The organism is Rhodococcus marinonascens NBRC 14363 (genome assembly GCF_001894885.1).
In the GTDB taxonomy this organism is placed as follows: Bacteria; Actinomycetota; Actinomycetes; order Mycobacteriales; family Mycobacteriaceae; genus Rhodococcus_F; species Rhodococcus_F marinonascens.
On sequence record NZ_BCXB01000004.1, the window covers coordinates 121,555 to 143,882 of the forward strand.

A 22,328-nucleotide genomic window follows, 5' to 3' on the forward strand; every position below is an offset into this window, starting at 1 on the left:
ACCTGCCAAGCTCCCAATAGGGGCGGACCTGGGTCTAGATACCCGGTCCGCCCCTATTGCTTTTTTACAGGTGATTTCTCGCAAGTGAGATCAACACAATTGGCTGAGGAAGGATCCGGCAGTCATGTCCCGATTCATTGACCGCGTCGTGCTGCACGTCAACGCAGGAAAAGGCGGCAATGGCTGCGCCTCCGTACACAGGGAGAAGTTCAAGCCCCTCGGTGGCCCGGACGGCGGTAATGGCGGGCGTGGCGGTGACGTCGTTCTCGAAGTGGACGGCAGTATTCACACCCTCCTCGACTTCCATTTTCATCCCCATGCGAAGGCAACCAACGGCAAGCAGGGGATGGGTAGTAACCGTGACGGCGCCCAGGGCGATGACCTGATACTCAAGGTCCCCGACGGCACCGTCGTTCTCGACAAGAACGGCCGGATCCTCGCGGACCTGATAGGGGTCGGCACGCGATTCGAGGCAGCTCAGGGTGGTCGTGGCGGACTCGGAAACGCTGCCCTGTCCTCGAAGGCGCGAAAAGCGCCGGGCTTCGCGCTGCTCGGTGAGGATGGGATCGAGCGCGAACTGGTCCTCGAACTGAAGTCAGTCGCCGATGTCGGGCTCGTCGGATTCCCGTCGGCGGGCAAGTCGTCGCTGGTGTCGGTGCTCTCGGCCGCGAAGCCGAAGATTGCTGACTACCCTTTCACCACTCTCGTCCCGAATCTGGGGGTCGTCTCGAGCGGCGACACCACGTTCACAGTGGCCGACGTGCCCGGGCTGATCCCCGGTGCGAGCGCCGGACGCGGACTGGGACTGGACTTCCTGCGTCACCTCGAGCGGTGCGCAGTGCTGGCCCACGTGGTCGATTGCGCGACGCTGGACCCCGGTCGCGACCCGATCTCCGACATCGATGCGTTGGAGGCTGAACTCGCCGCGTACAACGGCGCGCTCACCGGTGACACCGGACTCGGTGACCTCGCGGATCGTCCCCGCATCGTGATCCTCAACAAGGCGGACGTGCCGGAGGCCGCCGAACTCGCGGAAATGGTCACCCCTGATCTCGAGACCCGCGGGTGGCCGGTTTTCACGATTTCCGCTGTCAGCAGAGAAGGTTTGCGCCCGTTGACGTTCGCGCTGGCGAAGTTGGTGAAAGAATATCGTGAGGCGAATCCGAAGGCTGTGCCGAAGCGTCAGGTGATCCGACCCGTCGCGTCCAACGAGAACAGTTTCAGCGTCATCGCCGATCCGGAGGTACCCGGTGGGTTCATTGTCCGAGGCACCCGGCCGGAGCGCTGGGTGCGGCAGACCCAGTTTGCCAACGACGAGGCAGTCGGTTACCTCGCCGACCGACTGGCGCGGCTCGGTGTGGAGGACGCGCTGGTCAAGCAGGGTGCCAAGCCGGGCGCTTCCGTGACTATCGGCGACGTGAGTTTCGACTGGGAGCCCCAGACGCCGGCCGGTATCGACCTCACCAGAACCGGGCGCGGTACCGACCCACGCCTCGAGCAGGTGGAGCGCATCGGCGCGACAGAGCGCAAGCACGCATCCAGGATTCGTCGCGGGCTCGAGGGCCTCGACCCTGAAGACCAGTGAGCGTCACCCGGCGGACGATCGCGTCTGCGGGCAGCATCGTTGTGAAGATTGGCTCAACAGCGCTCACCAGCCTGGTCGGTGGCCTGGACACGAGCCGACTCGACGCACTCACTGACGCGATCGAGGCACGCATGCGCGCCGGTTCCGACGTGGTGGTCGTGTCCTCCGGGGCCGTGGGCGCCGGATTGGCACCGCTGGGTCTGACCAAACGGCCACGCGATCTGGCGACAAAGCAGGCCGCCGCAAGCGTCGGTCAACTCGCGCTGGCTCACGCCTGGGGTACGTCGTTCGCCCGTCACGGCCGCACGGTGGGACAGGTTCTGCTCACCGCCGACGACATCGCGCGCCGAGCGCAGCACCGGAACGCTCAACGTACCCTCGACAGGCTGCGGGCTCTGCATGCCGTCGCGGTCGTCAACGAAAACGACACCGTCGCCACCGCGGAACTACGATTCGGCGACAACGACCGGCTTGCGGCACTCGTCGCCCACCTGGTCGGCGCCGACGCTCTCTTGCTGCTCTCGGACGTCGACGGTCTCTACGACGGGGATCCCCGCAAGGGCGGCGCCACCCTGATTCCTGAGGTGAACGGCCCTGAAGATCTCGACGGAGTGGTCGCCGGTTCCGGTGGAGCGCTCGGTACCGGTGGAATGGCGTCCAAGCTTTCGGCCGCACGCCTCGCTGCCGATGCGGGTGTGCCCGTGTTGCTCGCCGCCGCTTCCGAAGCCGATGCAGCGCTGAAGGATGCGGGCGTAGGGACGGCGTTCGCCGGCCGGCCGGCGCGGCTGTCGGCTCGTAAGTTCTGGGTCCGCCACGCCGCGGACGAGCAGGGAATCCTGCACCTCGACGAGGGTGCAGTCCGTGCGGTCGTCACCAAGCGGCGTTCACTGTTGCCCGCCGGGATCACTGCGGTGTCGGGACGATTCTACGGTGGCGACGTCGTCTCCCTTCTCGGTCCAGAGGAACGCCCGGTAGCCAGGGGAGTGGTTGCCTACGACTCCGCCGAGATCACCGACATCCTCGGCAAGTCGACGCAGGAGTTACCCGCGGACCTGCAGCGCCCGGTGATCCATGCCGACGACCTGGTGCCGCTGTAGTGTTCACGTAGGAACCGCGCGCCGTGCGGTGAGCAGTGCGGTGAGTGCCTCCGAACACCCGGCGGCCAGGGTGAGGGTTGCGAACTCGTCGCCTCGCGTCGCACCTCTGTTGACGATAACGATAGGGATCCCGCGTCTGGCAGCGTGCCGGACGAACCTCAGTCCCGACATTACGGTGAGCGACGAGCCTGCCACCAGCAGTGCCTCGGCCTCGTCCACTAGAGCGTAGGCAGCCGCGACCCGCTGCTTGGGTACCGACTCACCGAAATAGACGATGTCGGGCTTGAGTAGGCCGCCGCAGACCTCACAGTCCAGCGTCCGGAAATGGTCGGTGCTGGTGATTTCGGCGTCCGCATCCGGTGCGATTTGCACACCCTCAGCGGCGATCAGGGTGTCGGCGAAACCGGGGTTCGCATGTTTGAGTCGGTCGTCGAGTGTTGCGCGGGAGATCAGCGCCTCGCAGTTCAGACACCGGACCTGGGCGTAGGTTCCATGCAGATCGATCACGCGGCGACTGCCCGCCTTGGTGTGCAGGAGGTCGACGTTCTGCGTGATGACCGCGCCCACGACACCGCTCCGTTCGAGTCCGGCGAGAGCGCGATGTCCGGTGTTGGGACGTGCTGCGTCCATATGCCGCCAACCGAGGTGGTTCCGCGCCCAGTAGCGGCGGCGAAAATCGGGGTCTCCGATGAACTGCTGGAAAGTCATCGGGTGACGCGGCGGAGAATTCGGGCCCCGGTAGTCGGGGATGCCGGAGTCCGTGGAGACGCCGGCGCCAGTGAGTACGCACAGGCGCCGATCACCGAGTGCATCGATCAGTCGGGCGAACACGAACTCCAGCGTAGCGCCGGCTCAGTATCCGACTGCGGGATCGATCAGTGCGGTGAGTTTCTCACCTGACACGAAGCGGGTGACGTTCAATGCCACGTGGTCCGCGAATGCCTGGGGACGGACCGACGGTGGGTTGGAATCGTGCGGTGTGATGATCACGTTGGGCAGTTCCCAGAGCGGGTGGCCGTCGGGCAGGGGCTCGGGATCGGTCACATCCAGCCCGGCACCTCCGATGGTGTTATCCCGCAGCGCTTTCACCAGTGCGGTCGTGTGAATGAGGGAGCCGCGGGCGACGTTGATCACCCACGCGGTCGGCTTCATTTGAGCGAGCTCCGCTGCTCCGACGAGGTGGTGGGTGGCGTCGGTGGCAGGTGCCCCGATCACGAAGTGGTCCGCACGGGCCCACACCTCACCGACGCGGGTTGTGGGCAGTGTCTCGATCGCGCCCGGTACCGGACTGCCGGAGCGATTCACCGCGATGACGTCGGTCCCGACCCCGGCGAGCATCGGAATCAAAGCGCGGCCGATGCCGCCCGCACCCACTATTGCAACCGTGGCGCCGCGCAAGGTGCCGACCTTCGAGAAGAACTCCTGCTGGCGCCACGTCTTCGCTTCGAGGTGCTCGGGCAGCGCGCGAACCCCAGCCAGAAGTAGCGCCAGTGCGTGCTCGGCCACGGTGGCGGCGAAGGCGCCGGCTGCCGACGTCCATACTATCGAGGTATCCGGGGTGATCACCCTCTCGGAGAACCACTCCTCGATACCCGCGGCGCCGAGTTGCACCCAGCGGATGTTCTCGGGAAGCGGGTCTGGGAAACCGACCGGGTTCGCGGTCCACACGAGGGCGTTGGCGGACTCGAGGGGTGCCGAACGCGCGCCACCCCGGCGCACCGCCTCCTCGAGAAGCGGGTCCGGGGTGGGTCCGATGGCAATAGCTGGGGCATCGTCGGCCATAGATCGAACCTACGCGGGAACCTCGACCAATGGGTAGACGCCGTTCTCGTCGTGCACCTCACGCCCGGTGACGGGAGGGTTGAATACGCACAGCATCCGCATGTCGGTGTCCGGTTCGACACGATGGCGTTCGTGACCATTGAGCAAGTACATCGAACCGGGGCCGAGTTCGTAGACCTTGTCGTTGTCGAGGTCGACCAATTTTCCGGTCCCCTCGACCAGCCAAACCGCTTCGATGTGGTTGGCGTAGTGGAATTCGTTGATCGATCCCGCTTTGATCGTGGTCTCGTGGAACGAGAAGCCCACTTTGTCGCCGCCGAGGATGATGCGCTTGCTGCGCCAATTGCCGTCCTCGCTGGTGACGTCGCAGTCTGTGTCGGTTATCTCGGCGGTTGTGCGAACGATCATGTTTGCTCCAGTCCTTCCTCTAGCTTCAGTCCTTCCTCTAGCTGCAATCCCTCTAGCTGCAAACCTTGGCGGTGGCGTCGGCGAGAATTGCGAGGCCGTGGTCCAACTCGTCATCGGTGATCGTGAGCGCAGGTAGGAGCTTGACCACCTCATCGGACGGTCCAGAGGTCTCCGCGAGCAGTCCTTCGTCGAACGCCAGTTTGCATACTTTTGCAGCAAGGTCCGACTCTTCGAACACGAGGCCCTGAACGAGTCCGCGACCGCGGGTGGAGAGGGAGCCCTCGAATCGTTTCGTCAGTTCGGTGAACGCCTGGTGGATCTTCTCACCTTTGCTTGCCGTCGACTTGTGAAGCTTGTCGTCGGACCAGAAATGCTCCAGCGCCACCTTCGACGTGACGAATGCCGGGTTGTTGCCGCGGAACGTGCCGTTGTGCTCGCCCGGCCCCCAGACGTCGAGTTCACGCTTGAACAACGTCAAGGCCATCGGGAGTCCGTAGCCGCTGATCGACTTCGACAGGCAGACGATGTCCGGTGTGATGCCGGCCACTTCGAACGAGAAGAACGGGCCGGTACGTCCGCAGCCCATCTGGACGTCGTCGACGATCAGCAGGATGTCACGCTCGGCGCACAGGTCCGCGAGGGCGCGTAGCCACTCGGGGCGAGCGACGTTGACGCCGCCCTCTCCCTGCACGGTCTCCACGATCACGGCGGCCGGACGGTTCAGGCCGCTACCCGAGTCATCGAGCACACGCGAGAACCAGTGGAAGTCCTCGGTGACGCCGTCGAAGTAGTTGTCGAATGGCATCGGGGTGGCGTGCACCAGTGGGATTCCTGCGCCGGCGCGTTTCATCGAATTGCCGGTCACCGACAGGGCGCCCAGCGTCATGCCGTGGAAAGCATTGGTGAAGTTGATGATCGACGAACGACCGGTCACCTTGCGGGCAAGTTTCAGTGCGGCCTCGACGGTGTTGGTGCCGGTCGGCCCGGGGAACTGGACCTTGTAGTCGAGTCCACGCGGCTTCAGGATGGTGTCCTGGAACGTCTGAAGGAAGTCGCGTTTGGCCACGGTCGACATGTCGAGACCGTGCGTGATGCCGTCGCCGACGATGTAATCGACCAGGGCCGACTTGAGCACCGGGTTGTTGTGGCCGTAGTTCAGTGAACCGGCACCGGCGAAGAAGTCGAGGTAGTCGCGGCCGTCCTCGTCGCGGATCCACGATCCGGATGCGGACTCGAACACGGTCGGCCACGCGCGGCTGTAGCTACGGACCTCGGACTCAAGGATGTCGAAGATGTTCGTATCCATGTTTGTCATGTTTTTCCATTCCTCCGGGGCATGTTCTCAGCCGATCGTGTATAGATCTTCGGCTTCGTGTCCATCGGGAAAATTATTGGGGGAGAATAGTTCCTGCTTGGTGATCGCCGTATCTCGGCGACGCGCCAATGCGGTGAACAGCGCGATCGAGGCCTCGTTGTCGGGGCTGATCGTCGTTTCGAGGCGGGTAATCCCGTCGGATGCAAGTCGATCGAGCAATGCGCTCAGCATTCGCCCTGCAATTCCTTTGCCCCGCTGGTCTGCGTCTAAGGCAACTTGCCAGACAAACAGTGTTGCCGGGGATTCGGGGCGGATGAAGCCCGAAACAAATCCCACAGTACGCCCATCGACGACTGCGACGACCGATGAGTGGCTGAAATCTCTACACCACAACAGATATGCGTAACTCGAATTGAGATCGAGTACTTCCGTGTTCGCGGCGATCTCCCAGAGCCGGACTCCGTCGGCTATCTCTGGACTTCTGAACAACACCGCGTCCGGCGCGGTGGTCGGGATGGCACTCTTCTGGACAGGCTTCATTGGAGCATCGAACCTAACAACGATCCCCGTCGATTTCACGTGCCTCGAGCAATTGGTCGGTTCAGGTGGCAGGGTTTCGCAGGTGAGACGTATAAAGTGATGCTCGTCACATTGCATGGATTCTGAATGAGCTGTATTTGGCAGGCTTGCCTATTTGAGACCCGCCAGTGCGAAAGGAAGGACCGACGTGACACCAGAGGCGCGGAGCGTGCGAGTAGCCATGGTCAAGGTCCAGCCGGTGTCTGTGAGGCTGTCGACGAGAAGCACCGGTCCGGTTCCGTTCGGAACGGAGGGAGGCTCCCACGCGTCCACGAGACCGGCCACCCGGTACGCGGAGTTGGCCGCGGACACCGGCGGGCGCCCGGGCCGAAGTCTCAGAACACCCAGGTGATGTAGGTGACCGACGTCTGCGAGCCGATCGGCGAGCGATGCCGAGAGGATGGGGTGGGTGGCTGAATCGACGGCCATCACGGAGGTGGGCCGCTCGGCCCAGTCCCAGGACGCGAGAACCTCGATGCAGGCCTTCAGGACTCCGTCGGGGACGGGGCCGTCCGGTTCGTCGAGCAGCGCTCGGAGGCGCTGACCCCAGCCGAGGTCGGACAGTCGGCCCAGGGTGCGCCCGGGTACAGGGCCGTCCGTGATTTTCCCGGACAGTTTCACGCCGAGCTTGGCGAGCCCGGTGGGCCACTGCTTGCGGGGGGCCAGGTCGACGCCTGGCCGCTCGAGACGTGATCTGGTCTGCCGTACCGCCTCGGCATCGACGGTTGTGTCGTGGCGGACGCCGGTGCAGTTGTCGCACCGGCCGCAGTCCGAGGTGCCCGACACCAGATCCGGATCGTCGAGTTGTTCGCGTAGGAACGCCATCCTGCAGGTCGTGATCCGTTGGTAGTCGATCATCGCCTGTTGCTCCGACTCGCGGGCGCGCTCGAGACGTTCGTAGCGGTCTGTGTCGTACGTCCACGGTTCCCCGGTGCCTACCCACCCGCCGCGCACGCGTCGCACGGCGCCGTCGACGTCGAGGACCTTCAGCACCATCTCGAGGCGGGTACGGCCCAGCTCCACCAGCGGTTCGAGTGCCGGGGTGGACTGAGGCCGATCCAGGTCGAGGACCTCGATCACCCTGCGCACCACGTGCTCCCGAGGAAACGCCACAGACGCGAAGTAGCTCCAGATTTGTTTGTCCTCCGAACCTGGGAGCAAGATCACGTCGGCGCGATCGGTGGAGCGTCCGGCGCGCCCGACCTGCTGGTAGTAGGAAATCGGGGAGGACGGCGCGCCGAGATGCACGACAAATCCCAGGTCGGGCTTGTCGAATCCCATGCCGAGAGCGGACGTCGCCACGAGAGCCTTGACGCGGTTGCCGAGGAGGTCCTGCTCAAGTGCCTCCCGTTCCGCGGCATCGGTTTGCCCGGTGTAGGCGGAAACGGCGTGACCCCGCTCGGACAGCAGGCTCGCCACGTCCCGTGCGGCCGACACGGTCAGCGCGTAGATGATCCCCGAACCCGGGAGGCTGTCGAGTTGCTCGGCGAGCCAGGCGGCGCGGGCGGTGGCTTCGGGGATCTGCACGACCGAGAGGTGCAAGGATTCGCGCTCGAGGCCGCCGCGCAGGACGAGCGCCTCCGCTCCACCCACACCGAGTTGGGTGGAGACGTCCGAGACCACCCGGTCGTTTGCCGTGGCGGTGGTGGCGAGCACCGGTATGCCCTCGCCGAGTTCGGCGATCAGCGTACGAATCCTCCGGTAGTCGGGACGGAAGTCGTGACCCCAGTCGGAGACGCAGTGAGCCTCGTCGACGACGACCAACCCCGCGTCTGCGGCCAGTGAAGGAAGAACCTGATCGCGGAAGTCGGGATTGTTGAGACGCTCGGGGCTTACCAACAGCACGTCCAGTTCGTTTTCGGCTACTCGCGCGTGGATCTCCTCCCACTCGGTGACGTTCCCGGAGTTGATTGTGGCGGCCCGGACGCCCGCCCGCTCCGCCGACGCGACCTGGTTGCGCATGAGGGCGAGGAGGGGCGACACGATGATCGTGGGACCGTGCCCGTGTGCCCGCAGGAGTTTCGCGGCAATGAAGTAGACCGCCGACTTGCCCCAGCCTGTCCGTTGGACGACCAGTGCCCGTCTGCGGTGTACCACCAGAGCCTCGATAGCCGTCCACTGATCGTTCCGCAGGGCGGCGTGCTCACCTGCCAGTTCGCGCAGCAGCCGTTCGGCTTCGTCCCGGAGTGCGGGCTCGGTGGCGTTCGTCATGGCCCTATGGTGCACGACTGTGGTGACACCGAGGGGGCCGCGATCAGGAAGGTGCTGCACACCGGGCGAGTGCGGCTTCGATTTCGACGAGGGTGGGGGACGACGTTGCGCCTCGACGGGTGGTCGCGAGGGCGCCCGCTGCGCATGCGAACGAGAGGGCGGCGGCCGACCCTCGTAGCCACGACACGGCCAGAGCGCCCGCGAATGCATCTCCGGCACCCGTCGTGTCCACTACAGAGACCTTGGGGGATTCGGCGTGCAGAACGGTGCCGTCAGAGGCCGCGCAGTCGGCGCCTGAGCCGCCGAGCGTGGTCACGACGTGGGGGACGGCGGACGCGACGCCGGCCCCAACTGCGCATATTCGGTCTCGTTGACGAGGAGTACATCCACCGACGCCAACAAGCCCCAGGTAGCGGCTGTGCCGGTGACGGATTCAGTATGACCATGGTGTCGTTGGCCGCCCCGTGCGCAGCCGCCGCCACTACGGTGCCCAGGGGAATCTCGAGTTGGCAGAGCAGGACATCGGCGCCCGCGACGACCGCGAGTTCGGGGGGAGTGAGATCCACCACGGTGCTGTTCGCCCCCGGAACCACGACGATACTGTTCTGGCCCCCGGCGTCGACGGTGATCGTCGCGATCCCGCTCGGTCCGTCGACCTCGCGCAGATACCGGGCGTCCACGTCGGCCTCCGCCAGTGCCCGCCGCAGTTCGAGGGCGAATGTGTCGGAACCGACGGAACCGATGAACGTCACGTCGCCACCAGCCCTCGCGGCGGCGATCGCCTGGTTCGCGCCTTTGCCGCCAGGGATGGTGGAAAACTTGGTGCCCAGGATCGTCTCTCCCGGTCCGGGGAGTCGCTCGGTCGTCGTCAGTAGGTCCATGTTGACGCTTCCGACCACGGCGATCTTGCTGGCGGGCAAAGCCCGAGACTAGCCCGCGCCGCCAGACCTCGTCTCCTGTCCGGAGGCCGTGGAAGCGTCGACCCTGCGGCGAAGACTGGTCAGGATGAGGCGGGCCTCGTCGTCTGTGGTGACGGAGGGTGGCGAACCCTCGAGTGGTTTCCCAGCGGTTTCGGCGATGAGTAGAACCGTGAGTCCTCCGACGACCGCCGCGACCATCATGTACATGGGCGCGACGAGATCACTGCCCGTCGCGCTTTGCAGCGCGGTGAGAACCAGCGGTGTCGTGCCACCGAAGATGGACACGGCGAGGTTGTATCCGATCGACATGCCGCCGTACCGGATTCCTGTGGGGAACAGCGAGGGGAGCACCGCCGGAAAGACGCCGACGAGCAGCAGCAGGAGACCGCCGAGTATCGCGAGTCCGAGGAATACAGTGACGTAGTGGCCGACACCGATCAGGAGATACGCGGGCAGCGACAACGCGAAGAATCCGGCGAAACCTGTCAGCAGCAAGGGTTTACGGCCGACTCGGTCGGAGAGTTTTCCGACGAAGCTGATCAACATAATCATGATGAGCATTACGAGGATCATCAGGAAGAGACCATGCGACTCGTCGTAGCCCAGGGTGACCGACAGATACGTCGGCATGTAACTGAGCAGGCCGTAGTACACGATGTTGTAGGAGGCGACCAGGATGACGCACAACACCAGCGGCCGCCAGTTCACCATCAGGGTCTCGCGTAGTTTGCCTTTCGTGGACTCGGCTGCCAGCGAATGTTCTTCGGCCCGTTTCATCTGCTCGAATGCGGGCGTCTCCTCGAGTCTCAGCCGCAGGTAGAGGCCGATCAGGCCCAGCGGACCCGCGAGTAGGAACGGAATTCGCCACGCCCAGTCGACGAGAGCGTCGGCGCTGACGACGCTGGTGATGATGGTGACCAGGCCTGCGGCCGCGACGTACCCGGCGAGGGTTCCGAACTCGAGGAAGCTCGCGAAGAAGCCGCGGCGTTTGTCCGGCGCGTACTCGGCAACGAACGTGCTGGCCCCGCCGTACTCGCCGCCGGTCGAGAATCCCTGCGCGAGCCGAAAGAGCACCAATAGAACGGGTGCTGCGATGCCGATCGATCCGTAACTCGGGATCAGGCCGATGGCGAAGGTGCTCCCCGCCATCAGAATGATCGTCGTGGCGAGCACCTTCTTGCGGCCGATCCGATCACCCAGCGGGCCGAAGAACAGTCCACCGAGAGGCCGGACGATGAAGGCCGCGGCGAAGATCGCGAACGTCGACAGTAGCTGTGCGGTACCGCTGGCTTCGGGAAAGAAAACCTTGCCGATGGTGGTCGCCAGGTATGCGTACACGCCGAAGTCGAACCATTCCATGGCGTTGCCGAGCATGGTGGCTTTGACTGCCCGACTGACGGAGGCCTGGTCGGTGACGGTGACATCAGGTGAGTCGGCCAACTCGGCCGAGGTGATCGAGTGGTCTGGTGCATTCATGTCGTGCGCTCCGCAGCGCGGTTATCGTCCGCGCGGGGCGCGTACCTGATGTACGCATCTTTTCGTCGCCCGCACAACGATCGCTGGTTGAGTGAGACAGCACGTGGCCCTTTGCCGCGATGGCGCCCCCGCCGATCGGCTCTGGCTCAGGGCTTGGCCCCGCTCCACCCTCCGAGGCGCGGGACTACCAGCAATAGAAGTAATCACCGTAGCAAAGAATACGGGAGTTCGTCGGCCCGAGCTCGAAACCATTGGTTTGACAGCGGGTACGCTGCTCTCCGACTTCGGCGACTACTCGATCAGGTCCACCTGCATCGCCGACGGATCCGTAGGTCGACTGGTGTCGGCCTACGTGCTCATCGACTGAATCCTTCTCTTCGTCGTGCCGCTGTCCGCCGGCGGATGGTCGAATCCAATGAAACGGCCTGCACCCCGAGCGTCTCGGCGTTGTGGTTGCCGTTGCCGTAGGGAATCACGCGCGATCTCAGTCTCAGACTGAGACGGTTGTGGCGTGGATCACGGGGTTGAATCGATCTCACATCGTCCCCGAAGACGGCAAGAGGCCGACTCTCGATCCAGGAGGCACCGTGAGCAGACAGAGTTTGACCAAGGCTCACAAGAAGATCACCGAATTGTCGTGGGAGCCGACGTTCGCTACTCCGGCCACCCGGTTCGGAACCGACTACACGTTCGAGAGAGCCCCGAAGAAGGATCCTCTCAAGCAGATCATGCGGTCCTATTTCCCCATGGAGGAGGAGAAGGACAACAGGGTCTACGGCGCCATGGATGGGGCGATCCGCGGAAACATGTTCCGTCAGGTGCAGCAGCGTTGGTTGGAATGGCAGAAGCTGTTTCTGTCGATCATCCCGTTTCCGGAGATTTCGGCTGCCAGGGCGATGCCGATGGCCATCGACGCGGTGCCCAACCCGGAGATCCACAACGGGCTTGCGGTGCAGATGATCGACGAGGTTCGGCACTCGACGATCCAGATGAACCTCAAGAAGCTCTACATGAACAACTACATCGATCCTGCCGGATTCGACATGACGGAGAAGGCGTCCGCGAACAACTACGCGGGCACCATCGGCCGGCAGTTCGGTGAAGGATTCATCACCGGTGACGCGATCACCGCGGCCAACATCTACTTGACCGTCGTGGCGGAGACCGTATTCACGAACACTCTGTTCGTGGCCATGCCCGACGAGGCGGCAGCCAATGGCGACTACCTGCTGCCCACGGTGTTTCACTCGGTGCAGTCCGACGAGTCGCGGCACATCTCCAACGGATACTCGATCCTGCTGATGGCGCTCGCCGACGAGCGCAACCGTCCGCTGCTCGAGCGGGATCTGCGCTACGCCTGGTGGAACAACCACTGTGTGGTCGATGCCGCGATCGGCACTTTCATCGAGTACGGCACCAAGGATCGACGCAAGGACCGGGAGAGCTACGCCGAGATGTGGCGGCGGTGGATTTACGACGACTATTACCGCAGCTACCTGATCCCGCTGGAGAAGTACGGCCTGACCATTCCGCACGATCTGGTCGAGGAGGCGTGGAAGCGCATCGTCGACAAGGGCTACGTCCACGAGGTGGCTCGGTTCTTCGCCACCGGTTGGCCGGTCAACTATTGGCGGATCGATGCCATGACCGACAAGGACTTCGAATGGTTCGAGTACAAGTATCCCGGCTGGTACTCCAAGTTCGGCAAGTGGTGGGAGGAGTACAACCGCCTTGCCTACCCCGGCCGGAACAAGCCGATCGCATTCGAGGAGGTCGGGTACCAGTACCCGCACCGATGCTGGACCTGCATGGTGCCCGCGCTGATCCGCGATGACATGGTCGTGGAGAAGGTGGACGACCAATGGCGGACCTACTGCTCGGAGACCTGTTACTGGACCGACGCCGTCGCGTTCCGTGAGGAATACCAGGGAAGGCCTACTCCGAACATGGGACGGCTCACGGGGTTCCGTGAATGGGAGACCCTGCACCACGACAAGGACCTCGCCGACATCGTGAAGGATCTCGGATACGTCCGCGACGACGGGAAGACCCTCGTCGGGCAGCCGCACCTGCAGTTGGACGACCCGAAGAAGCTGTGGACCCTCGACGACGTCCGGGGCAACACGTTCCAGAGCCCTAATGTGCTCTTGAACCAGATGTCTGATGACGAGCGCGAGGCGCACATAGCGGCGTACCGGGTCGGCGCCACTTCGAGGTGACTCAGGCACGGTGGGTGGCGCCGTGGAATCGCCGGCGCCACCCAACGCTTCCAGCGCAATCCTCACCTGCAGCGTAGCCCTAACCTCCAGCGCAGTCCTCACCCAGTCCAGGAGTCACTCGTGGCCGACATTCATCGAATCAATTTCGAGCCCGTCGACATCGAGATGGAGGTCGGCGAAGAGGAGAGCATCCTCGATGCTGCCTTCCGGCAAGGCATTCACCTGATGCACGGCTGCCGCGAAGGACGATGCTCAGCCTGCAAGTCCTACATCCTCGACGGCGATATCCAGATGGTGAACTACTCGACGTTCGCGTGCAACGACGCCGAGGCCGAGGAAGGGTATGTACTGCTCTGCCGTTCACATGCCTTCAGCGACTGCACGATCGAACTGCTCAACTTCGACGAGGACGAACTTCTCGGGGGCATACCCATCCAGAATGTGCGCACCCGTGTGACCGCACTCGAGCCGATGACCAAGGACATCGTCTCTTTGCTCCTGCAACCCGTCGAACCCGAGATATTCGAATTCAAACCAGGCCAGTACGCCGACCTGCAGATTCCGGGCACCGACGAGCATCGCTCCTTCTCGATGGCGACGACGCAATCTACTCCGGGGCAGGTGGAGTTCCTGATCAAGAAGTACCCCGGCGGAAAATTATCCGGCCTGTTGGAGAGCGAGATTTCGGTCGGCGACGAACTCTCACTGGCCGGCCCGTACGGGTCGTCCACCCTCAAGGAGGGCCACGTCATTCCGGTCGTCTGCATCGGCGGCGGGGCGGGAATGGCGCCGATCCTCTCATTGCTTCGGCACCTGAGCGAAACAGGAAGTGCCCGGCAGGTGCATTTCTACTACGGGGCACGCACGTCGCAGGACCTGTTCTATCTCGACGACATCATCGAGCTGGGCAAGAACCTGAGGGATTTCGCGTTCGTCACCTGCCTCTCGGAAGCGATGGACCAGCAGTAATCGGGCCCGATCATCGTCGAAGAGGGCAACGTCACCGATGTTGTAGATCGCCGAGAATCGGCGATCTACAAGTCCGACGTCTACATGTGCGGCCCCCCGCCCATGGTCGATGCCGCGCTCGCATTGCTCGAGGCCAACGCCGTACCGAAGGACCAAGTCTTCTACGACAAGTTCACCAGCCCGGCGTTCGACTAATCGATGCAGGTATTCCCCCATTACATCTCCACCGACAGGAACCGAGAGAAGATGACCGCAACCAAAGGGGCCAGGCAACGCAGCTTCCCCAAGATCGAATTCACCGACTCCGAGGCCGGTGCCCTCGAATTCCCGAGCTCGAAGAGCAGGAGCTACAACTATTACGAGGCGGCGAAACTGCGGGCGACGATGTACGAGGACGTGACCGTCGACGTGCAGCCGGACCCCGAGCGTCACCTGTCGCAGGGCTGGATTTACGGCTTCGGCAACGGTCCCGGTGGATACCCACAGGATTGGACGGCGGTGAAGTCGTCGAACTGGCATGCCTTCCTCGACCCCAACGAGGAGTGGGAGCAGACCATCTACCGCAACAACACCAGGGTGGTGAACCAGGTCCAGCTGTGCCTGTCCAATGCCAAGCGTGCACGGGCCTACGACGGATGGAATTCGCCGTGGATGAAGTTCATCGAACGCAACCTCGGTGCGTGGATGCACGCCGAGAACGGTCTGGCATTGCACGTGTTCACCGCGATCCAGCGTTCCGGCCCGACGAACATGATCAATACCGCTGTCGTCGTCAATGCCGCCCACAAAATGCGGTTCGCGCAGGATCTCGCCCTGTTCAATCTCGACCTGTCCGAGACATCCGAGACATCCGGGACCTTCGATGGTTCCGCACACAAGGAGGTATGGCAGTCGGCGCCGGAATGGCAGCCCATCCGTGAGGTCGTCGAACGACTGACTGAGGTTCCGGACTGGTGTGAGCTGCTCTTCGCTACCAACATCGTGTTCGAACAGTTGGTGGGCTCGCTGTTCCGCAGCGAACTCGTCATGCAGATCGCCGCCCGCAACGGTGACTACATCACCCCGACGATCGTGGGCACCGGGGAGTACGACTACGACCGCGACCTCGCCTACACGCGGAATCTCTTCCAGTTGCTGGCCCGTGACCCCGAGCATGGGGCGTCCAACAAGGAACTGTTCGGCACGTGGCTGACCACTTGGGTGCCGCGGTGCATCCATGCGGCGCGCGCTCTGCAACCGATCTGGTCGCAGCCGGCAGACAAGGCGGTCACCTTCGCCGGCAGTTTCGACGCAGCCGCGGCGAAGTTCCGTTCGCTGCTCGAGGACCTGGGCTCGACATCCCCGAGGAGTTGGACAAGTGAGCATGCAATTCGGATCGTCCGTCGAGTTCTCCAACATGTGTGGCGTCACCCTGATGAACACTCCGACAGGCCGCGTCGTCGCGGAGGTGATGGGCGCCAAGGACGGTGTGGAGCTGACTGAGTATCCATCGATGATCCGCGTCGATGCCCACCGTCTCCTCAGCTTCGACTACGACGAACTCACCGACGCCCTCGGCTCGGAGTTCGACGGCTCCATCTTCGAGGAGATCAGCTCCACCCACTACGGGCGCATGGTCCACCTCGACGACAAGACGATCTTGTTCGCCAGTCCTGAGGACGCCGCCGAATACATCGGCTTCGATCTCACGGCGAATTGACGGCGACCAGCCCCTGTAGGTGACCCACCTGCAGGAACAAACCCGAGCGAGGGAATTGATGTATCAGAAAGATGGGCAGAAGTACTTCATCGTGGACGGGCACGTGCACCTTTGGGACGGCCGCGAGTCGAACCACAAAAACGTGCATGGCAAGCAGTTCATCGACTGCTTCTACGACTACCACAAGAACCTCAGCCCCGAAGAGTACGTCTGGGACTACGACACCTACACCTACTACGGCGAAGAGCGCCTGCTCCGGGACCTCTTCGTAGACGGATACGTCGACCACGCAATCTTCCAGGCCACCTTGCTGAGCGACTTCTACGTCACTGGATTCGGGCAGACCGAGGACGCCTTGAGTCTTACCCGCAAGCATTCCGACAAGCTGACCTACAATCACGCCTACGACCCTCGTCACGAGAAAGCCGGTCTCGAGCAACTGCGTAGGGACGCGGCTCGGATGAACCTGCAGGGTGTCAAGCTGTACACGGCTGAGTGGCATGGCGACTCTCGCGGCTACGAACTCGACGATCCGTGGTCACGGCGGTACCTCGAAGAGTGCATCGAGCTGGGCATCAGGAATATTCACGTTCACAAAGGACCGACGATCCGGCCGCTGGACCGCGATGCCTTCGACGTCGCGGACGTCGACAAGGTCGCCACCGACTACCTGGACCTGCGTTTCATCGTCGAGCACGTTGGCCTGCCGCGGCTCGAGGACTTCTGCTGGATCGCGACCCAGGAGTCGAACGTCTACGGCGGCCTGTCGGTGGCACTGCCCTTCATCCACACCCGCCCAAGGTATTTCGCGCAGATCATCGGGGAGCTTCTCTACTGGCTCGGTGAGGACAAGATCGTGTTCGGGAGCGACTATGCGCTGTGGACCCCGTAGTGGCTGATCGAGAAATTCGTCGACTTCGAGATCCCCGAGGACATGCTGACCGACTATGCCCCGATCACCGTCGAGCAGAAGAAGAAGATCCTCGGACTTACCGCGGCCGGCCTGTACGACATCGACGTTCCCGCGGATCTGCGCCTGCCCGCGCAGGCGGGGCAAGATGGTGTCGAGATCGCGTTGGGGCGAAGGAGGTCGCATCGTCATGACCGCGCCCGCCGTCTGCTCGGAGGCGGACGTCCTAGAAGCGCTCGCGACGGTTGCCGACCCTGAGTTGGACGAGCCGATCGGGGATGTTCGAGTCGATGCACCAGGTGAGAAACGTGTGCAGCCGATTCCGGGTCAGGCCCGGATCACCACCGGTACGCACCGAGGAGAGCAGCGTACGTAGTTCCTCCTTCGCGATGTACGCCGAGAGGATCTGCGCGCTCGGGTCCTCGTCGACGATGGCATTTCACATACGCGCGAAGTTCTTGTTCGACCGGTGTTCCCGTGCGGTGATCAACCGGCGACGGTTGGCCCATTCCGGGTCGATCGTGCCGCCGCGCCGGTCTTTGAGTTCCCAGGTGACCCGGCGGCGGACCTTGGTGACTGTGTCGTTGGCGAGCGTGACGAGGTGGAAGTGATCGACCACCAGGGTGGCACCCGGCAACAATCCTTCGGTGCGGATCGCCGCCGCATACACCGCCGCGGGATCGATCGCCACGTATTCGAATTCCCTCCCGGAACTCGGGGGTGCGCTCACGCAGCCATTCCACGACTGCCGCGGTGGTCCGTCCTTCCCTCTGGCCCAGCAAACCTTGGTCACCGCCGAGGTCGACGAACCCGGTGTCCCACGGGTCGACCCGCACCCACCTTCCGGTGTCCCGGCACCGCTCCCACCGGGGCTTCCCGCGTCGGGTTTCGTCGATGCCGAGGACCGCACCGGGGCCGGCTCGATCAGCAGTGCTTCGGCGCGGGCGATGAACGCCCGGTGCGCGGTCGGCCAGGACACACTGTGGGTGGCGGCGACCTCGGCCACCGAGCGGGCGGCGTCACCGATCGCCGCCCCGATCTGGGTGCGCAGCCGGCCGGTGGTGCGGGCACGGCGTGGGATCTGTTCGATCACCTCGGTGAACGATCCGCGGGTGCAGTATTCCTCTCGGCATCGCCACCGGGTCTTGCTCCAGTGAACAATGATTCGGTCGGAACCGTACGGGATGTCCTTGGGAAACGTGATCACGCGTTCCTTGGTGGAAGTAGAGAACACTCCGCACCCCGGGCACGCCGATGCACGCTCGTCATCGGTGACCACATCGACGATCCTGGTTCCATCTGGTTTTCGGGACACGTTCGTCACCCGCAGTCCGGGTAGCCCGAACAACAGTGTCGTACTCTCGACCACGCCCTTGGTTCTCCTTCGGTCCGAATGCTTCGCAACACTCAGACTTCAGGAGGTCAAGGGCTTCGTACTGGTAGGCGCGCCGAACACCCTCAAACCGTAGGTTGCCCGCTCAAGATCGAAGAACCATCATCATGCGGTAGCACTCGATTCCAATGGAAATCGCCTCTACGACAAAGAGTTTCCTCAGGACGAGACGCGACTCCGGGAGCCGTTCACCGATCTGGGCCAGCATGGCCCCGTCATGGTGATCGCCGACCAACCCCATAGCATCGGCGCACTGCCGGTCTCGGTCGCCCGCAATGCGGGATTGGTGGTGACCTACCTCCCGGGTCTGGCGATGCGACGGATCGCGGACCTGCACCCGGCAACGCCAAAACCGATGCCCGCGACGCGTTCGTCATCGCCGAGGCCGCACGCACCCTACCGTCGACCCTGCGACTGAACAGCACTGACGACGAAGAGATCGCCGACCTGAGGATGCTCGCCGGCTTCGACGACGACCTCGCGGTCGAGGCCACTCGGTTGACCAACCGGATCCGCGGACTACCGGTCGACGTCCACCCCGCACTCGAACCAGCCATCGGCCCCTACCTCGACAAAACAGTCGGCCCGGATACTCGCTCGCTGCTCGCCGCTCGGGCAGAAACGGTACTTGTACGCCCGCTTCACCACCCTGGATGCAACAGGTGAAAAGTAACCCATGACATGCTCACACGTTGCCAGATCGGCTATCCCGGACCCGAAGTGCCGGGTTCGCGCCGAAGATTCCGGGGTCATGTGTGTGAAGCACGATGTAGGTGTGAAACGCCCCTACTTCGGGATCGCCTCGTAGGCGGCAACAGCGTTCTGGAGCCGTGTGAGGGCCGCTCCATAAGCCGTGAAGTCACCACTACTCTGAGCGGCGGTCAGCGCATCCAACGATGCGTTGAGTTCAGTGATCGCAGCCGCAGCATCAACCGTTGGCACTGCCGCGGGAACCGGTTCCGCCGCCTCCGCGGGTGGCGGCGGCGCACCCGCCTCGGTTTCAGACAGAACCGCCTCATCGCTGGGCTCCGTCGCCACAGAGGCAGTACCGGCACCGAACACCTGACTGAGCGCCTCCGCCAACGTCGGCGCGTAGCCGACCCGGATACCGTTGGTGTCGCTGAAGCTCACCAGGACACGTGCGAGTTGCGGGAAGGCGTTCGCGGAGTTCCGCTGGGTATACAGCGGCTCCACGTAGAGGATGCCGCCATTGGCAATAGGTAGCGTGAGCAGGTTTCCGAATTGAATCCTGTTCGACTGCCGCAACAGCGACAACTCGCTGGCAACCGTCGAATTGGAGGTCATCGCACTCTGTGCCTGCTGCGGCCCCTGAGTCTGCGTATCCGTCGGTAGCTCGAACACGGTGAACTTGCCGTAATCCTCCGGATCGGCGACTACCGAAATGTATGCGGACAGCAGCTCACGGTTGTAACCCACCATCGGGCTCGTCAGACGGAACTCGGGCTCTGCCGTGTCCTTATCGCCGACCAGGACGTAGTAGGGAGGCTGATTGGCGCTCGTATCGATCGTGGGATCACTCGGTACCGACCAGAACGCGTTGTTCGTGAAGAACTCATTCGGATTGTCCACGTGATACTTGGCCAGCATCTCCCGCTGAACCTTGAACAGGTCTTCGGGGTAGCGGAAGTGCGCCTGGAGGTCCGCGCTGATCTCACTCTTCGGCTTGACGGTGTCGGGAAACACACCCATCCACGCCTTCAGCACGGGGTCGTTCTCGTCCACCTGATACAGCGTCACCGTGCCGTCGTACGCATCGACTGTGGCCTTCACCGAGTTACGAATGTAGGACACCTCCTTGCGCGGAATCAATCGGCCGGTGTTCTGATCGATGCTGTCCTCGACCAACCCGTCGAGTGAACTGCGCTGTGCATAGGGGTAGTTCTCGAGCGTCGTATAGCCGTCGACGATCCATTGGACCTTGCCGTCGACCACGGCCGGGTACACGGAGCCGTCGGTGGTCAGCCACGGCGCCACCTGACTCACCCGGTCGCGAGGGTCACGGTTGTAGATGATCTTCGAATCCGACCCGATCGCCCCGGAGAACAGGATGTTTCGCTCGGTGAACTTGGCTGCGAAGGCCAATCGGTTGAACCAATTGCCTATCGGCACTCCGCCGGAACCGGTGTAGGTGTAGTTGGAGGTGTCGGTGTCGTATTCTCGCGGAGCCTCTCCCTGCGCGGCCCCGACGATGGCGTAGTCGGGATCGGATTCGGCGATCAACTCGCCGTAATAGATTCGGGGATTGTCCACCTGAAGGGCCGGATCGGCGGGCTGCGAATTGAGATCGCTCACGTTGTAGAGCGGGTATCCGCCGGTGTTATCGCCCTCCGCCGCAGTCACCTGGTTGGCTTGCGCAGCGATGAACCCGTTGCCGTGGGTGTAAACGGTATGGCGGTTGATCCAGTCCGTCTGGTTTCCGGTCAGGTTGGCCGGCGCGAGTTCGCGCGCCGCAACAACGTAGTCGCGCAGTTGACCGTCTGTCTCATACCGGTCGACGTTGAGCGTCGTGGGGAACCCGTAGAAGTTCTTCAACTGCTGCTGGGCGGTAAAAGTGGGTGACAGGATATTCGGGTCCAGCAAACGCGCGTTGGCGATGGTCGTCACGTCCGCAGGCACGTCCTGAGGCTGTTCGGTGCCGACACCAGGGTAGTCCGCGTACTCGACGTTGTCGGAGGTAATCCCGTACGCCTGCCGGGTCGCCTGGATGTTCCGCTCGATGTACGGGCTCTCCTTCTGGGCTGCGTTCGGCTTGACCGAGAACTGTTCCACCACCAGTGGCCACACCGCGCCAACCAGAACCGACGAGAGGACGAGAAGCGCTGTCGCCATCGCCGGGATCCGCAGATCACGCAGAAATATCGTGGCGAAGAATGCAACCGCACAGATCACCGCGATGGCCAGCAGGATCATTTTGGCCTGCAGCACCGCATTCATGTCGGTGTAGCTGCCGCCGCTGAACGTAGGTTCCTTCCTGCTGCTCGAAAGCAGGGAGTACCGGTCGAACCAATAGGCGACAGCCTTGAGGAGGATGAACGTTCCCGCCAGCACTGCCAACTGAACACGCGCCGCATTGGTGAGTGTGCCTCCCCGACCGGCCAATTTCAGCCCGCCGAAGATGTAGTGCGTCACCAGGCTGGCGAAGAACGCCAGCAGAACCGCCACGAACAGCCAGTTGAGAACGAACCGGTAAAACGGCAGGTCGAAGGTATAGAAACCGACGTCCAGACCGAATTCCGGATCGGTGACGCCGAATGCGCCACCATTGAAGAACAGCTGCACCGTCACCCAACTGGACTGGGCGATCAGTCCGGCGAACAGTCCGATCACGATCGGAATTACCAGACCGAACAGGCGCAGGCGCGTCATCACCGTGGTGCGGTAGCGCGCGACCGGATCATTCGGTCCGGACACCGGGACGAAGACCGGCCGCGACCGGTAGGCGAGCAATAGTGCCAGCCAGACGATCAGGCCGACAACGACGCCGACCACCAGGAAGAGTATTAGACGCGTGAGGAGAACCTTGGTGAAGACGCTGCGGAATCCGACCTCGCCGAACCACAACCAGTCGGTATAGGTACTGATCAGGCGGGGACCCACCAGCAACAGCACGGCAGCGACTAACGCCGACACCAGCAGCACACGACTGCGTTTGGACAATGATGGTAATCCTGCGGGGGGCCGCATGCCCACTAGCCACACTCCAAGAACTCGGCGACGCTCACACGCCGCGATCGACTGCGCGAT

The 22,328-nt window shown here is 63.2% G+C and carries 13 protein-coding genes and 5 pseudogenes; 8 read left to right on the forward strand and 10 right to left on the reverse strand.

All coding sequences use genetic code 11. The features are described from left to right. Positions 1–124 precede the first annotated feature (124 nt). Together obgE and proB are read left to right on the forward strand one after the other, a co-directional pair. Positions 125–1,585: a GTPase ObgE gene (gene obgE, locus RM2_RS05590; RefSeq protein ID WP_072687851.1), complete on the forward strand. Its 1,461-nt coding sequence runs from the start codon at positions 125–127 to the stop codon at positions 1,583–1,585. Then, the gene (proB, locus tag RM2_RS05595; RefSeq protein ID WP_072687852.1) at positions 1,582–2,682 is read left to right on the forward strand and encodes a glutamate 5-kinase; all 1,101 of its coding nucleotides are present in this window, start codon (positions 1,582–1,584) and stop codon (positions 2,680–2,682) included. Before obgE ends, proB begins: the two co-directional genes overlap by 4 nt. A 3-nt stretch (positions 2,683–2,685) precedes the next feature. Here the strand turns inward: proB and RM2_RS05600 are convergent, their stop codons facing one another. The 8 genes and pseudogenes from RM2_RS05600 to RM2_RS05630 form a co-directional block, all read right to left on the reverse strand. Further along, positions 2,686–3,513, reverse strand: a complete 828-nt coding sequence (locus tag RM2_RS05600; RefSeq protein WP_072687853.1) for an NAD-dependent protein deacetylase — start codon at positions 3,511–3,513, stop codon at positions 2,686–2,688. A gap of 21 nt (positions 3,514–3,534) precedes the next feature. Beyond that, the gene (locus RM2_RS05605) at positions 3,535–4,464 is read right to left on the reverse strand and encodes a D-isomer specific 2-hydroxyacid dehydrogenase family protein (RefSeq protein ID WP_072687854.1); all 930 of its coding nucleotides are present in this window, start codon (positions 4,462–4,464) and stop codon (positions 3,535–3,537) included. Positions 4,465–4,473: 9 nt separating this feature from the next. Beyond that, positions 4,474–4,872 (reverse strand): ectoine synthase, encoded by a 399-nt coding sequence (locus RM2_RS05610; RefSeq protein WP_072687855.1) that lies wholly within the window; start codon positions 4,870–4,872, stop codon positions 4,474–4,476. A 52-nt stretch (positions 4,873–4,924) separates the two neighbouring features. Beyond that, the gene (gene ectB / locus RM2_RS05615) at positions 4,925–6,187 is read right to left on the reverse strand and encodes a diaminobutyrate--2-oxoglutarate transaminase (protein WP_139277671.1); all 1,263 of its coding nucleotides are present in this window, start codon (positions 6,185–6,187) and stop codon (positions 4,925–4,927) included. A 27-nt stretch (positions 6,188–6,214) separates the two neighbouring features. After that, positions 6,215–6,727 (reverse strand): diaminobutyrate acetyltransferase, encoded by a 513-nt coding sequence (ectA, locus tag RM2_RS23760; protein WP_139277677.1) that lies wholly within the window; start codon positions 6,725–6,727, stop codon positions 6,215–6,217. Positions 6,728–6,877: 150 nt separating this feature from the next. Further along, on the reverse strand, positions 6,878–8,977 hold the full coding sequence (locus tag RM2_RS05620; RefSeq protein WP_072687906.1) for a RecQ family ATP-dependent DNA helicase: 2,100 nt from the start codon (positions 8,975–8,977) through the stop codon (positions 6,878–6,880). 43 nt (positions 8,978–9,020) lie between these two features. Beyond that, positions 9,021–9,858 (reverse strand): annotated as a pseudogene (locus RM2_RS05625) (ribokinase). A 48-nt stretch (positions 9,859–9,906) separates the two neighbouring features. Further along, complete coding sequence (locus RM2_RS05630; protein ID WP_072687856.1) at positions 9,907–11,373, reverse strand: MFS transporter; 1,467 nt, start codon at positions 11,371–11,373, stop codon at positions 9,907–9,909. 587 nt (positions 11,374–11,960) lie between these two features. On the opposite strand from RM2_RS05630, the gene RM2_RS05635 reads away from it, so the two are divergent. From RM2_RS05635 to RM2_RS05655, 5 genes and pseudogenes are all read left to right on the forward strand, one after another. Continuing rightward, on the forward strand, positions 11,961–13,592 hold the full coding sequence (locus RM2_RS05635; RefSeq protein ID WP_072687907.1) for a ferritin family protein: 1,632 nt from the start codon (positions 11,961–11,963) through the stop codon (positions 13,590–13,592). Positions 13,593–13,712: 120 nt separating this feature from the next. Next, a pseudogene (locus tag RM2_RS05640) lies at positions 13,713–14,756 on the forward strand (2Fe-2S iron-sulfur cluster-binding protein). Positions 14,757–14,807: 51 nt separating this feature from the next. Then, positions 14,808–15,922, forward strand: a pseudogene (locus tag RM2_RS05645) (aromatic/alkene monooxygenase hydroxylase subunit beta). Further along, positions 15,919–16,260, forward strand: coding sequence for a propane 2-monooxygenase effector subunit MimD (gene mimD / locus RM2_RS05650; protein ID WP_072687857.1), 342 nt, complete (start codon positions 15,919–15,921; stop codon positions 16,258–16,260). Before RM2_RS05645 ends, mimD begins: the two are co-directional and overlap by 4 nt. A gap of 58 nt (positions 16,261–16,318) precedes the next feature. Beyond that, a pseudogene (locus tag RM2_RS05655) lies at positions 16,319–17,428 on the forward strand (amidohydrolase family protein). A 181-nt stretch (positions 17,429–17,609) separates the two neighbouring features. On the opposite strand, the gene RM2_RS23770 reads toward RM2_RS05655, so the two are convergent. After that, positions 17,610–18,539: a transposase gene (locus RM2_RS23770; protein WP_169846679.1), complete on the reverse strand. Its 930-nt coding sequence runs from the start codon at positions 18,537–18,539 to the stop codon at positions 17,610–17,612. A 118-nt stretch (positions 18,540–18,657) separates the two neighbouring features. On the opposite strand from RM2_RS23770, the pseudogene RM2_RS23775 reads away from it, so the two are divergent. After that, positions 18,658–19,133, forward strand: a pseudogene (locus RM2_RS23775) (IS110 family transposase); the annotation flags it as partial. A 216-nt stretch (positions 19,134–19,349) separates the two neighbouring features. Here the strand turns inward: RM2_RS23775 and RM2_RS05680 are convergent. Next, on the reverse strand, positions 19,350–22,274 hold the full coding sequence (locus tag RM2_RS05680; protein ID WP_072687860.1) for a UPF0182 family protein: 2,925 nt from the start codon (positions 22,272–22,274) through the stop codon (positions 19,350–19,352). Positions 22,275–22,328 lie beyond the last annotated feature (54 nt).